Origin of the sequence: Nocardiopsis yanglingensis (assembly GCF_045809185.1) — a bacterium.
GTDB lineage: Bacteria > Pseudomonadota > Gammaproteobacteria > Xanthomonadales > Xanthomonadaceae > Stenotrophomonas > Stenotrophomonas yanglingensis.
On record NZ_JBJNRH010000002.1, the window covers coordinates 31,011 to 44,531 of the forward strand.

The 13,521-nt window shown below is 66.0% G+C and carries 11 protein-coding genes; 7 read left to right on the plus strand and 4 right to left on the minus strand.

Annotation, left to right across the window (positions count from 1 at the left end; translation table 11 throughout):
- Positions 1-223 precede the first annotated feature (223 nt).
- The 3 genes from dnaE (at position 224) to ACJ7C5_RS03380 (ending at position 5,821) form a co-directional block, all read left to right on the plus strand.
- Positions 224-3,814: a DNA polymerase III subunit alpha gene (dnaE, locus tag ACJ7C5_RS03370; RefSeq protein ID WP_094000196.1), complete on the plus strand. Its 3,591-nt coding sequence runs from the start codon at positions 224-226 to the stop codon at positions 3,812-3,814.
- 64 nt (positions 3,815-3,878) lie between these two features.
- Entirely contained in the window at positions 3,879-4,748 is an 870-nt protein-coding gene (locus ACJ7C5_RS03375; protein WP_094000197.1) for a hypothetical protein, read from the plus strand.
- A 113-nt stretch (positions 4,749-4,861) separates the two neighbouring features.
- The gene (locus ACJ7C5_RS03380) at positions 4,862-5,821 is read left to right on the plus strand and encodes an acetyl-CoA carboxylase carboxyltransferase subunit alpha (RefSeq protein ID WP_097048365.1); all 960 of its coding nucleotides are present in this window, start codon (positions 4,862-4,864) and stop codon (positions 5,819-5,821) included.
- 325 nt (positions 5,822-6,146) lie between these two features.
- Here ACJ7C5_RS03380 and ACJ7C5_RS03385 read toward each other — a convergent pair whose 3' ends face one another.
- On the minus strand, positions 6,147-6,602 hold the full coding sequence (locus ACJ7C5_RS03385; RefSeq protein ID WP_412703049.1) for a CopD family protein: 456 nt from the start codon (positions 6,600-6,602) through the stop codon (positions 6,147-6,149).
- A gap of 147 nt (positions 6,603-6,749) precedes the next feature.
- Here ACJ7C5_RS03385 and ACJ7C5_RS03390 point away from each other — a divergent pair, with 147 nt between their 5' ends.
- Both ACJ7C5_RS03390 and ACJ7C5_RS03395 read left to right on the plus strand, forming a co-directional pair.
- Complete coding sequence (locus ACJ7C5_RS03390) at positions 6,750-7,340, plus strand: class I SAM-dependent DNA methyltransferase (protein WP_412703050.1); 591 nt, start codon at positions 6,750-6,752, stop codon at positions 7,338-7,340.
- Positions 7,341-7,433: 93 nt separating this feature from the next.
- Positions 7,434-8,741 (plus strand): polyhydroxyalkanoate depolymerase, encoded by a 1,308-nt coding sequence (locus ACJ7C5_RS03395; RefSeq protein ID WP_412703051.1) that lies wholly within the window; start codon positions 7,434-7,436, stop codon positions 8,739-8,741.
- Positions 8,742-8,877: 136 nt separating this feature from the next.
- On the opposite strand, the gene ACJ7C5_RS03400 is transcribed toward ACJ7C5_RS03395, so the two are convergent.
- Positions 8,878-9,867, minus strand: coding sequence for a sensor domain-containing protein (locus ACJ7C5_RS03400; protein ID WP_412703052.1), 990 nt, complete (start codon positions 9,865-9,867; stop codon positions 8,878-8,880).
- Positions 9,864-10,229: a PadR family transcriptional regulator gene (locus tag ACJ7C5_RS03405; RefSeq protein ID WP_010486360.1), complete on the minus strand. Its 366-nt coding sequence runs from the start codon at positions 10,227-10,229 to the stop codon at positions 9,864-9,866. Before ACJ7C5_RS03405 ends, ACJ7C5_RS03400 begins: the two co-directional genes overlap by 4 nt.
- Positions 10,230-10,449: 220 nt before the next feature.
- On the opposite strand from ACJ7C5_RS03405, the gene ACJ7C5_RS03410 reads away from it, so the two are divergent.
- Both ACJ7C5_RS03410 and ACJ7C5_RS03415 read left to right on the plus strand, forming a co-directional pair.
- Positions 10,450-10,917, plus strand: a complete 468-nt coding sequence (locus ACJ7C5_RS03410; protein ID WP_412703053.1) for a hypothetical protein — start codon at positions 10,450-10,452, stop codon at positions 10,915-10,917.
- 130 nt (positions 10,918-11,047) lie between these two features.
- A complete protein-coding gene (locus tag ACJ7C5_RS03415; RefSeq protein WP_412703054.1) occupies positions 11,048-11,950 on the plus strand; it encodes a peptidylprolyl isomerase in 903 nt (300 codons plus the stop codon).
- 589 nt (positions 11,951-12,539) lie between these two features.
- On the opposite strand, the gene ACJ7C5_RS03420 is transcribed toward ACJ7C5_RS03415, so the two are convergent.
- Positions 12,540-13,412 carry a DMT family transporter gene (locus ACJ7C5_RS03420; protein WP_032128339.1) on the minus strand — a complete coding sequence of 291 codons (873 nt, stop codon included), beginning with the start codon at positions 13,410-13,412 and terminating at the stop codon, positions 12,540-12,542.
- Positions 13,413-13,521: the final 109 nt, after the last annotated feature.

Genomic DNA, 13,521 nt, shown 5'->3' on the forward strand with positions numbered 1-13,521 from the left:
AACGTGGACGCATCCGGCGACCGGGAAGTCCGCGTACACGGCAATATGAACGCATCCGGCAGCGCCGGGCCATGCCCAGCGGCATGCGCGCAATCGACGTACCGTCAAGTCCTTGTCGCTTCCCCCTGCCCTCGCTACCCTGACCGGGCACTCCAGCGCATCCCGACCCCGGCGACGATCTTCCGTCAGCACCCGGGGCCCGCGCGCTCCAACCTGGTCCGGCATGTCCAACTCCCGCTTCGTACATCTCCACGTCCACACCGAGTTCTCGCTGGCGGACTCGACCATCCGTGTGCCGGCCAAACCGGACCAGGCGGACCCGAAGAAGGCCAAGCAGGCCAACCTGCTATCGCGCTCGGTCGAGCTCGGCCTGCCCGCGCTGGCGGTGACCGACCTCAACAACCTGTTCGCCCTGGTCAAGTTCTACAAGGCCGCCGAAGGCGTGGGCATCAAGCCGATCGCCGGCGCCGACGTGCTGATCGCCGAAGAGGGCCAGGACCCGTGGCGGATGACCCTGCTGTGCCGCGATCGCGAAGGCTACCTGAGCCTGTCGCGGCTGCTGACCCGCGCCTGGATGGAAGGCCATCGCCCCGAGGGCGGCGTGGCCGTGCACCCGGACTGGCTGAAGGCCGGCAACGCCAACCTGTTCGCATTGGCCGGGCGGCAGAGCCTGGCCGGGCGCCTGGCGCTGGACGGCAAGCATGAGCTGGCCGAGCAGCAGTTGGCCGACTGGCAGCGCGTGTTCGGCGACGGCCTGCACCTGGAGCTGACCCGCACCGGCCGCGAGGGCGAGGAAACCTTCAACCAGTTCGCGCTGATGGCCGCCGGCCAGCGTGGCCTGCCGGTGGTGGCCAGCAATGACGTGCGCTTCCTGTCGCCGTCGGACTTCAGCGCGCACGAAGCGCGCGTGTGCATTTCCACCGGCCGCGTGCTGGACGACCCCAAGCGTCCGCGCGAGTACAGCGACCAGCAGTACCTGAAGTCGGCCGAGGAGATGTGCGCGCTGTTCGCCGACATCCCCGATGCGATCGACAACACGCTGGCGCTGGCCGAGCGCTGCAACATCGAGATGCGGCTGGGCACCTACTTCCTGCCCAACTACCCGGTGCCCGACGACGAAACCCTGGACACCTGGATCCAGAAGATGTCGCGCGATGGCCTGGAAGAACGCCTGGAGAAGAATCCGCTGGCGCCGGGCAAGACCCGCGAAGAGTACTTCGAACGCCTGGAGTTCGAGCTCAACACCATCATCAAGATGGGCTTCCCCGGCTACTTCCTGATCGTGGCCGACTTCATCCAGTGGGGCAAGAACCAGGGCATCCCGATCGGTCCCGGCCGTGGTTCGGGTGCCGGTTCGCTGGTGGCGTGGGCGCTGAAGATCACCGACCTGGACCCGCTGCCGTACAACCTGCTGTTCGAGCGCTTCCTGAACCCGGAACGCGTGTCGATGCCCGACTTCGACATCGACTTCTGCATGGACCGCCGCGACGAGGTGATCGACTACGTCGCGCGCAAGTACGGGCGCGAGCGCGTCAGCCAGATCATCACCTACGGCACCATGGCCGCCAAGGCGGTGGTGCGCGACTCCGGCCGCGTGCTGGGCTTCCCGTACGGTCTGGTCGACGGCGTTTCCAAGCTGATCCCGAACATCCTCGGCATCCACCTGAAGGATGCGCTGGGCAAAGGCAAGGAAGGCCCGAGCTCGGAAATGGCCTCGGCCGAACTGATCCAGCGCTACGAGACCGAGGACGATGTCCGCGACCTGATCGACCTGGCGCTGCAGCTGGAAGACCTAACCCGCAACGCCGGCAAGCACGCTGGTGGCGTGGTGATCGGGCCCGAGCCGCTGAGCGAGTTCTGCCCGCTGTACGCCGAACACGACGAGAACGGCCTCGGCAAGAACCCGGTCACCCAGTTCGACAAGAACGACGTGGAAGAAGTCGGCCTGGTGAAGTTCGACTTCCTCGGCCTGCGCACGCTGACCATCATCGACTGGGCGGTGAAGGCGATCAACAAGCGCCATGAACGCGCCGGCATCCCGCCGGTGGACATCGCCGCGATTCCGCTGGACGACACGCCCACCTACAAGGACATCTTCGCCAACGGCAATACCGGCGCGGTGTTCCAGTTCGAATCTTCGGGCATGCGCCGCCTGCTGAAGGACGCGCGCCCCGACCGTTTCGAAGATCTGATCGCGCTGGTGTCGCTGTACCGCCCCGGCCCGATGGACCTGATTCCTTCGTTCAACGCGCGTAAGCACGGCCAGGAAGAAATCATCTATCCCGATCCGCGCACCGAAGCCATCCTGAAGGACACCTACGGCATCATGGTGTACCAGGAGCAGGTGATGCAGATGGCGCAGATCGTCGGCGGCTACTCGCTGGGCGGCGCCGACCTGCTGCGCCGCGCGATGGGCAAGAAGGTGCCGGCCGAAATGGCCAAGCACCGCGAGATCTTCCGCGAAGGCGCGGCCAAGGACGGCGTGGACGAGGCCAAGGCCGACGCGATCTTCGACCTGATGGAGAAGTTCGCCGGCTACGGCTTCAACAAGTCGCACGCCGCCGCCTACGCGCTGGTCAGTTACCAGACCGCCTGGCTCAAGCGTCATTACCCGGCCGAGTTCATGGCCGCCACGCTGTCCTCGGACCTGGACAACACCGAGAAGGTGGTCGGCTTCCTGGATGAGGTGCGCAACCTTGGCCTGACCGTGCTGCCGCCGAAGGTGAACCACTCCGCCTTCATGTTCGAAGCGGTCACCCCGGACACCATCCAATATGGCCTTGGCGCAATCAAGGGCGTCGGCCAGGGTGCCTGCGAAGCGGTGGTGGACGAACGCCTGAAGGGTGGCGACTACAAGGACCTGCTCGACTTCTGTACCCGCGTCGGCTCGGCCAAGCTCAACCGACGCACGCTGGAAGCGATGATCAACTGCGGCGCGCTGGACGAGCTCGGGCACAACCGCGCCTCGCTGATGCTGCAGCTGCCGGAAGTGATCAAGGCCACCGACCAGATGGCGCGCGAACGTGCGTCGGGCCAGAACTCGCTGTTCGGTGGCCCCGACCCGAGCGCGACCACGATCCAGCTGGACCTGCCCGAAGCCGAGGAATGGCCGTTGCTGCAGCGCCTGAACGGCGAGCGCGACACGCTGGGCTTCTACCTCAGCGGCCACCCGTTCGATCCCTGGCGCGACGACGTGCGCGACCTGGTCGGCAACGACCTGGGCTCGGTGGAGAAGATCTGGAGCGCCAACAGCGGTGGCGGTGGCGGCGGCGAAAAGCGCTGGCGCCCGGAAGTGCAGACCGTGCTGGCCGGCCAGGTGGTCGGCGTGCGCCGCAAGGGTGAGAGCCAGATCTTCATCCAGCTCGAGGACGGCCGTGGCCGCGTCGAGTGCAGCGCGTTCTCCGACGCGATGGCCGAGTTCGGCCACCTGATGACCAAGGACCGCATCCTGGTGGTCAAGGGTGGCCTGCGCGAGGACGAATTCAACGGCGGCTTCGCGCTGCGCATCCGCCAGTGCTGGGACTTCGACGAAGTCTGCGCCAACTACGCCACCCGGCTCTCGCTGCGCCTGGACCTGCGCCAGCAGCGCCCGGTCTGGGAGCGCATCGACGCCCTGCTCGACCGCCATCGCCCCGGCCGCACGCCGCTGCGCCTGGACCTGCTGCTGAAGGGGCCGCAGGGCGGCGTCGCCGGCATGCTCGATGTGTCCGGGCAGAGCGCGGTGCGCATCGATTCCAAGCTGATGGAGGCGCTGCGCGCCGACCCGGCCGTGCGCACGCTGAAGGTGCGCTACAGCCCGCCATGGGCCAGCTGAGGCTGGCTCCTTGGTTTTGCTCAAACCCCTGCTTTCCCGTTCCATGTATCAAGGACGATTGCCGATGAAAACCCTGCTGTTCCCGTTCGCTGCCGCGCTGGCCCTGGCCGCCTGCTCCCCGTCGAAGATCGAGTTCCAGATCGACAACCCGACCGACACACCGCTGGCGCTGAGCATCGATGGCAAGGACCTGCCGGTGGCCGCACAGGGCTCGCGCCCGATCTCGCTGGCCGTGGGCGAGCACCGCCTGCACACCGACAAGCTCGGCGATGTGCGCTTCATCGTCTACGTCGACGGCCGTGGCGGACTGATCAACCCGACCCTGAGCGAGTACGTGATCGCCCGCGAGATCTATGTCACCGACGAGAGCAAGCTGAAGAACTTCGGCACCGGCAAGGCCGGCATCGAGCTTGGTGGCGTCGACTTCGAAGGCCCGTTCGAGAAGAGCCACGCACTGTTCATCGACAAGACCTGGACCTACGGCGTACGCGAACCGTTCCCGAAGGAAAAGGTGGTCGCCCATGTCGATGCCAGCGGCGGCCAGATCGTGGCCAAGGTGTTCACCGCGCCGGATTTCATTGCCTACGTGGAAGAAGGCATGGGCGAGCCCGGCGCGTTCAAGCGCGAGCAGCCGGCCGGCTACGTGGCCCCGGCGTTCAGCCTGGAACCGGCCCCGGCCAGCCTGCCGGCGCTGGTGCCGGCCTTCGAGGCGCATGCCGCGCCGCTGCGTGACGTCTATGCGCGCTGGCTGAAGGCCACCACCGCCGATGAACAGAAGGCCCTGCGCAAGCAGGACTTCGCCGCGCAGATGGCCTTCACCTCGGCCACCGCCACGCTGGGCAGCGGGCTGGGCCGTGAGGCCAACGAGGCCTACAACGACTTCGTTTCCCAGCGCAGCCAGCTGATGGGCCGCAGCGCCCTGGTGGTGCCCTGAGCTGACTGGCGCGCCCTGCCCGGCTGCGCTACCGTCGCCTTCCAGACGAAGGCGTACGGGTGGTTTGCACGCATTCGGCTAGAATTCCCCTCTTCTTTACACGACGGCTTCCGATGAATCCGAACTACCTCGACTTCGAGCAACCCATCGCCGACCTGGAAGCCAAGATCCAGGAACTGCGCAACGCCAGTGCCGGGCCGGCGGTCAATGTCGAGGCGGAAGTGCACGCGCTGCAGGACAAGCTGCGCATGCGCACCGCGCAGATCTTCCGCAACCTGACCTCGTGGCAGGTGCTGCAGCTGGCCCGTCATCCGTCGCGCCCGTATACCGCGGACTACCTCCGCGTCATGTTCGATGAGTTCCAGGAGCTGGCCGGCGACCGTGCCTTCGCCGACGACAAGGCCATCATGGGCGGCCTGGCCCGCATCAACGGCCGTTCGGTGATGGTGATCGGCCACCAGAAGGGCCGCGACACCAAGGAAAAGATCAAGCGCAACTTCGGCATGCCCAAGCCGGAGGGCTACCGCAAGGCCCTGCGCCTGATGAAGATGGCCGAGCGCTTCGGCCTGCCGGTGCTGACCCTGATCGACACCGCCGGCGCCTGGCCGGGCATCGACGCCGAATCGCGCGGCCAGTCCGAAGCGATCGCGCGCAACCTGATCGAGATGGCCGAACTGAAGGTGCCGATCATCTGCACCGTGATCGGTGAAGGCGGCTCCGGCGGCGCGCTGGCGCTGGGCGTGGGCGACCGCACCGTGATGCTGGAGTACTCGGTGTACTCGACCATCACCCCGGAAGGCTGCGCCTCGATCCTGTGGAAGGATGCTGGCAAGGCCAAGGATGCCGCCGAACAACTGGGCCTGACCGCCCCGCGCCTGAAGAGCCTGGGCCTGGTCGACAAGGTCGTGCGCGAGCCGACCGGTGGCGCCCACCGCAACCCGACGCAGATGGCCAAGCGCCTGAAGGCGGTGCTGCTGAACGAACTGGACGCGCTGGACAAGCTGTCCACCGAACAGCTGCTGGAACAGCGCTACACCCGCCTGCGCAGCTACGGCACGTACGAAGCGGCCTGAGCGCTACCTGACGTCGGACAAAAAAGAGCCGGGCAGATGCCCGGCTTTTTTTGTCTGCACCTCGCACAGCATCTACGCATGGCATGAATCTACTGGGTGCAGCTGCGGCCGTTGACGTTCGGGTCCGCCATGAGTGAGCCGAGCATCGCAGGGGAATCAGGGGCGAAGAGGCGCCGGTGTCTGAGCGCAGCGAGTTCGGCGCCGTCCCCTGATTCACCGAGAAGCGCAGGGAACCGGTGCGCAGCACCGGCTCGCGTTCGGCGGCGTGTTCTTTGGTTACTTTCTTGCACGAGCAAGAAAGTGACATGTTCGAGCGCGCGGGATCTCAGAACGGCTTGGCCAACACCAGCCACACGATCGGAATGAAGGCCAGCAACGGGATCTCGTTGATCCAGCGCAGCGCGCGCGACGACGGCAGCGCCCTGCCCTTGGCCACGCCCTTCAACAGGCGGCCGATCCAGATGAAATACGCCAGCAGCACCACGACCAGGCCCAGCTTGGCGTGCAGCCAACCGGCACCGCCCGAGGCAACCATCGTCGGGAAATCCGGAATGACCTTGTAGCCCAGCCACAGCACCAGGCCCAGCACGAAGGCCAGCCCGAACATCGAATGGCCGAAGCGGTACAGGCGCAGGCCCATCAGCTGCAGGCGCTCGCTCACGGCGGCCTGACCTGCGGTCTCGGCCAGGTTGACCAGGATGCGCGGCAGGTAGAACACCGTGGCCATCCACGCCACCACGAACACGATGTGGAAGGTCTTGACCCAGTAGTAGCTCTGCATGCGCTCGTTCCGGCGGCTGGCGTAGGTTGGCGGCCATTCTCGCATGCCGTGGCCGGGCCACCCCACGCGCCAGCGCCGCGACACATCGACGCATGGCACGCCGCAACGCCGTACGATAAGCGCCGTTTTCACCACTGCGACCGCCCCATGGACAAGACCTACGACGCCGCCTACTTCCAACGCTGGTACCGCAGCGCCGACATCGGCGGCAGCGCTCGGCTGGCGCGCAAGGTCGCTCTGGCCGTGGCCAGCGCCGAGTACTACCTGGAACGGCCGATCTGCAGCGTGCTGGACATCGGCTGCGGCGAAGGCGCCTGGCGCGCGCCGCTGCTGAAGCTGCGTCCGAAGGTCGAATACCTCGGCTTCGACAGCAGCGAGTACGCTGTGCGCCGCTACGGCCGCACCCGCAACCTGCACCTGGCCCGCTTCGGCGACTTCGCCTGGCTGCGGCCCTGCGCCCCGGTCGACTTGCTGGTGTGTTCGGACGTGATGCACTACGTGCCCGACCGTGAGCTGCGTGCCGGACTGGCCGGCGTGGCGGAGCTGACCGGCGGCGTGGCCTTCCTGGAGACCTTCGCCGCCGAGGACGCGTTCGAGGGCGACCACGACGGCTTCCAGGCCCGCCCGGCGCGCTGGTACCGGCGGACGCTGGCCCGGCACGGCCTGCAGCCGGTAGGGTCGCATTGCTGGCTCGGCCCCGCCCTGGCAGGCGATGCGGCCGCGCTGGAACGGATGTGAATCCGGATTCATTATTTTCAGCCGACTTAACCTGCGGGACACCCGGATGGGATATGCTGCGCGGCAACATATGACCATACATATTCGGTCGTCATGCTCTATCAACTGCACGAACTGACCCGCAACCTGCTCGCCCCCTGGGTGCACCAGGCCCAGGCCAACGCCAAGTTCTTCGCCAACCAGGGCCACTGGTGGTCGCAGATGCCCGGCGCTGATCGCCTGGCGGCGGTCAATGAACTCTTCCACCGCATCGGCAAGGATTACGAGAAGCCCGAGTGGGGCATCAACGAAATCGACGTCGATGGCGAACGCGTGCCCATCGTCGTGCACGAGGAAGTGAGCAAGCCGTTCTGCAAGCTGCTGCGCTTCAAGCGCCACAGCAATGAAGCCGACCAGCTGCACACCATGCTCAACCAGCCGTTCGTGCTGGTGGTGGCGCCGCTGTCCGGCCACCATGCCACGCTGCTGCGCGATACCGTGCGCACCCTGCTGCGCGACCACCGCGTGTACGTGACTGACTGGGTGGACGCGCGCATGGTGCCGTCCAGCGAAGGCGAGTTCGGCCTGGACGACTACATCGCCTACATCCAGGAATTCATCCGCCACCTCGGCGTGGAGCGCCTGCACGTGGTGAGCGTGTGCCAGCCGACCGTTCCGGTGCTGGCTGCGGTTTCGCTGATGGCCAGCCGTGGCGAACCGACACCGCGCACGCTGGTGATGATGGGTGGCCCGATCGATGCACGCTGCAGCCCGACCGCAGTGAACAATCTGGCCACGCAGAACACGCTGTCGTGGTTCGAGAACAACGTCATCCACACCGTGCCGGCCAGCTATCCCGGCGCCGGCCGTCGCGTATACCCGGGCTTCCTGCAGCACGCCGGCTTCCTATCGATGAACCCGAGCCGCCACTTCAGCTCGCACTGGGATTTCTACACCGACCTGGTCAAGGGCGACCTGGAAGACGCCGACGCGCATCGTCGTTTCTACGACGAATACAACGCGGTGCTGGACATGCCGGCCAAGTACTACCTGGATACGATTTCCGTGGTGTTCCAGGACTTCCTGCTGCCGCGCGGCGAGTGGGTGGTCAACGGCGAGAAGGTCGATCCGTCGGCCATCCGCGATACTGCACTGCTGAGCATCGAGGGCGAGCTGGACGACATCGCCGGCCTCGGCCAGACCGAAGCCGCGCAGGCACTGTGCACCGGCATCGACGCTGACCGCCGCGAGCATTTCATCGTCGAAGGCGCCGGCCATTACGGCATCTTCAGCGGTCGTCGCTGGCGCGAAGTGGTGTACCCGAAGGTGCGCGACTTCTTCGCCGCGCATGCCGAAGCGCCGGCGGCAAAGGCCACGAAGAAGAACAGCAACGTCACCCCGTTGCGCCGCAAGGCGGGGTAACTCGGCCCTGGTGGGTACCGACCTTGGTCGGTACGCCCTGGTAGATGCCAACCTTGGTTGGCGCTCTACCATGAATCCCGGTATCTGATGGATTGTGCCAACCAAGGTTGGCACCTACCGAAGCGTGGATTCCCGCTTACAGCCGCACCAGCAGGTTCTTGGCGATCAGCCCATGCAGCTTGCCGATCCCGCGTGCCAGGTGCATCGTCAGCAGCAGCAGGAGCGCGCCCGCCGCGGCAACCGCGATCGCCACCAGCGGCGAGGCCGCCATCGGCAGCACGTTCACGTCATTGATGTACACGCCGGGGATGTCGCCACTGAAGATCGCTGCGACTGGCGCCCAGATCAGGCTCAGCGACAGCGACAGCAGCGTCACCGCGATGGTGAAGTAGATGACGCCCAGCGGCAGCATCAGCACGAAGTACAGCAGGGTCAGCCAGGTGCGGCCGTCGGTGAACATGTCCCCGATGCGCTGCAGCCACGTGCGGCTGCGGTCGGTGTAACGCGGACGACGCGGCATGCGCTCGCCCAGCAGCGCTTCCACCAGGCGCCCTTCCAGCAACGCCAGCCCGCGCACCGAGCCGAAGAACAGCACGGTCAGCGGGATGCCGATGATCAGGATCAGCAGGCCCAGCGACAGCGACAGGCCAGTCACCACCCAGGTGAAGAAGAAGGTGCCGGTGGCCAGCGACAGCAGCATGTAGAACAGCGCGCCGTAGGTATGTGGATCGGTCACCACACCGAAGAAGCGCGTCAGCAGCGAGCGCTGCACCGGCACCGGCGGCGGTGCGGCCGGCTCGACGCCACTGGCTTCCGCCGCAGCACGCAGCACCGGCGCGGTATCCGCGCGCGGCGTACGCAGCGCGCGGTTCACCGTCACTTCGGTCTCGCGGTAGATCTCGGCCACTTCGTCCGGCGCGCCATAGCTGCCGGCGACGTCAGCGATCACCTCGGCCTCGCTGCGGCCGGGCTGCGCGGCCAGCTCCGAACGCAGGTATTCCTCGGCGTCGTACAGCGCGTCCTGCACCATCGCCGGGTCGGCGCCTTCCAGCGCTGCGCGCAGCTGCGCCAGGTACTGCGGAATGGTGGTCGGCAGAGCTCGGCCTGCCAGGCTCGGGTCGTTCATTGTGGTACCCCCTCCAACACGGAATCGACGGAATCGCGGGTGGCCTGCCAGGCCTGGCGCCACTGCGCCAGCACGTCGCGGCCACGTTCATTGATGCGGTAATAGCGCCGCGGCGGCCCGCTGCTGGACGGCTCCACATGGCTTTCCAGCAGGCCGGCGCCCTCCAGGTTGCGCAGCACCGGGTACAGCGCGCTCTGCTTGCCGCTCAGCACGCCCTCGCCCACCCGCTCCAGCTCCTTGGCGATCAGGTAGCCGTACAGCGGTTCGCCGGCCCGGGCCAGCACCGCCAACAGGGCCAGCGACACGGTTCCGGCGCTGAGTTCCTTCTGGAACTTCTTCAGGTGGACATCGTCCTCGGACATGACCGGCCCTCCACTACGTTGAAGTCCACAGTAGTGCGAAGTTCGGTATAGCGAATGTGTCGTTAGTCACTCTGCCGGTCGGCGTGGGTCGGCTGACCACCTGGCCGGCAGGCCCATTGGCTTGCTTGTCCCTCTGCGAGCCGCGGCATACCGTCGCCTTCCAACAGCGCAGCGGCTGATCCAGCTCCTGCGAGCACGACGATCCCGGGAATATCCACTTATGACTGAGTTTTATTATTGCGACTTCTGGTTTGGCGTAAAGAAGTCCGCCCGAAACATAATCAGTGAATCCGAGGCCAAAGCGAGACATGAGAGCCGGACCCGCTACACGGTTCTCGTTGGCTCCCCCACCACGCCATCAGCGATTATCGATGTGCTGTTGGACAAAGAAATGATTGGCGTCGACTTTCTGGATGAACACCTAAGGAAGCGCCTGTCGTATCAGTTCCAGCAGGTGGCACCGGACAAGCTGTTCCTGAGCATGGCGGTGTACACGGAGTTCGCTGGAAAGAGCGACAACGTTGCTGAAGGAACCTGCTATATCTTCAACGAAGATGGTCGGCTCACCATAGAGAATTTCTCGCCCCATCATGTGGAAGAGTGTTCAACTACGCACGACCCAATAGGCAACTACGAGCCTGTTCCTGTCTTCGGCCATTACTCCGCTCTAATTGCAGAAGAAAGATAGACGTTGATGCCAGACCGATTGAATCGTCCAAGAGGCGGCGCGCAGGCTGACGCGATTGCCCTACATATCGCTTGGCGATGTGGTCTCTAGTCGCGCAGAATCGAAGCCTCGTTCATGTTCCGGGGTTCCCATGCCGCACCGTCGTCGCCTTGCCCTGACCGCCCTCGCCCTGTCCTGCCTGCTGCCCGCCCTGGCCAGTGCGGCCACGCCCTACCGCAGCCCGCAGCAGATCCTCGACGCGTCGGCGGCCAGCGACTGGCGCACCCCGGACCCGGCCAACCTGCTGTACATGGACCTGCCGGCCGGGCGGGTGATCATCGAGCTGGCACCGCAGTTCGCCCCGCGCCATGTCGCCAACATCCAGACCTTCGCCCACGAGCACTTCTGGGACGGCACCAGCATCTACCGTTCGCAGGACAACTTCGTGGTGCAGTTCGGCGATGCCGACGCCGATGATGCGGCCAAGGCGAAGCCGTTCGGCAGTGCCGCGCGCAAGCTGCCGGCCGAGTTCGAACGTGCCAGTGCCGGCCTGAAGGTCAGCGTGCTGCCGGACCGCGATGGCTGGGCCGCGCAGACCGGTTTCGTCGACGGCTTCCCGGTCGGCCAGGATCCGCAGGCCGGCAAGGCCTGGCTTGCGCACTGCTACGGCATGCTGGGCGCCGGCCGCAGCAACGAGGAAGACAGCAGCATCGGTGCCGAACTGTACGTGGTGACCGGCCAGTCGCCGCGCCAGCTGGACCGCAACATCACCCTGGTCGGCCGCGTGCTGAAGGGCATGGAGCTGCTCAGCGCGACCCCGCGCGGCCCGGCGCCGATGGGCTTCTACACCGACCCGAAGCTGCGTACGCCGATCGTGTCGATCCGCCGTGCCAGCGACGTGCCGGCAGTCGAGCGCACGCCGATCCAGGTGCTGCGCACCGATTCGAAGACCTTCGCCGAGACGGTGGAGGCGCGACGCAACCGCGTGGATGATTTCTACAAGCGCCCGGCGGGGCATATCGATCTTTGCAATATTCCGGTGCCGGTGCGGTGATGGTTTCCGCACGTTACGCGTGCTGAAGGCGCTTCATTGTTCATGGGCGTCACTTTTCTTTTCGCGCGAAAAGAAAAGTAACCAAAAGAAACGCGCCGCCAGGTCGCGAGCCGCCGTGCTTCGCACGTCGGTCCCCTGCGCTTCTCGGTGAATCAGGGGGCGGTGCCGAACTCGCTGCGCTCAGACATCGGCACCTCTTCGCCCCTGATTCCCCTGCGATGCTCGGCTCGCTCAAGGCGGATCCAAGATCAAAGGCCGCAGCTGCACCCAGTAGATCCACGCCATGCGTGGATGCCTTTGCCGTTGATCTTGACCTTCCAGTCCGCCTTGAGCGAGCCGAGCACCGCAGGTCCGGCGAGGGCGAAGAGGTGCCGATGTCCTGTAGAGCCGACTGTTAGTCGGCTGACTTCTGCGCGCCGTCCCTCGACGGGCCGAGGAGCGCAGGGTACCGGTGCGCAGCACCGGTTCGCGACCTGGCGGCGTGTTTCTTTGGTTACTTTCTTTGCACGAGCAAAGAAAGTGACACCTCTCCGCAGGCGCGGAAAAGACCTGCCGGGCAGCGCCCGGCACTACCAGTGCTTCGGCACCCTCAGCCCTTCTGGCTCACCGCCACGCTACCCAGAATCAACGCACCGGCAATCAGCATCTGCAGCGTCACCGGCTCACCCAGGAACAACCACGCGAAGGCCGCACCAAACAACGGAATCAGGTAGGTCACGGTCGATGCACGCGACGGGCCGATACGCCCGATCAGGCGATAGAACATCAGGAACGCCAGGCCGGTGCAGGCCACGCCCAATGCGATCGCCGCGCCCCAGGCCTTGGCCGGAATCGCCGCCTGCGGCCAGTGGCTGACCGCCATCGGCAGCATCCACAGCGAAGCGCAGGACAGCGTTGCCGCCGCAGCCGCCGCCGACGGCAGCCCGGTCATGTGCCGCTTCACCAGGTTCACGCCCAGGCCGTACAGCAACGAGGCCGCTGCACCCGCCAGCACCGCGGTGCCGATACTCAGGCCAGAGACCTTGGCCGTGGCCAGTACCACCACGCCGGCGAATCCGACCAGCAGCGCGCCCGCACGGCGCATGCCGATCTTCTCGCCGAAGAACAGGAACGCGATCAGCGCGGCGAACAGCACCGTCATGGCATTGCAGATCGCACCGATCGCGGCCGGTGCCTGTTCGGCGGCATAGGCGAACAGCACGAACGGCAGCGCGGAATTGATCAGGCCGATCGGTGCCAGCCACAGCCAGCGCCGCGGCGGAAACTGCGCACGCGCCCGCCACAGGAATGGCAGCAGCACCAGCGCACCCAGCACCAGCCGCACCTCGACCAGCGCGAACGGGCCGAACGAGGGCACCGCCACCCGCATGAACAGGAACGAGCAGCCCCAGATGGCGCCCAGCAGGGTCAATTCCAGCGGCGTGCGCCAGTCGCGCTCGGCCGCCTGTGGGACCGCATTCATGCCCTGCCTCCGTCCATCGTCTGTTCCCCGCCAAGGCAGACAGCATCGGGCGCAGACGCCCGCCGCACAAGCGCGTAGTATCGCTGCCAGCCACAAATATGGTTTGAGG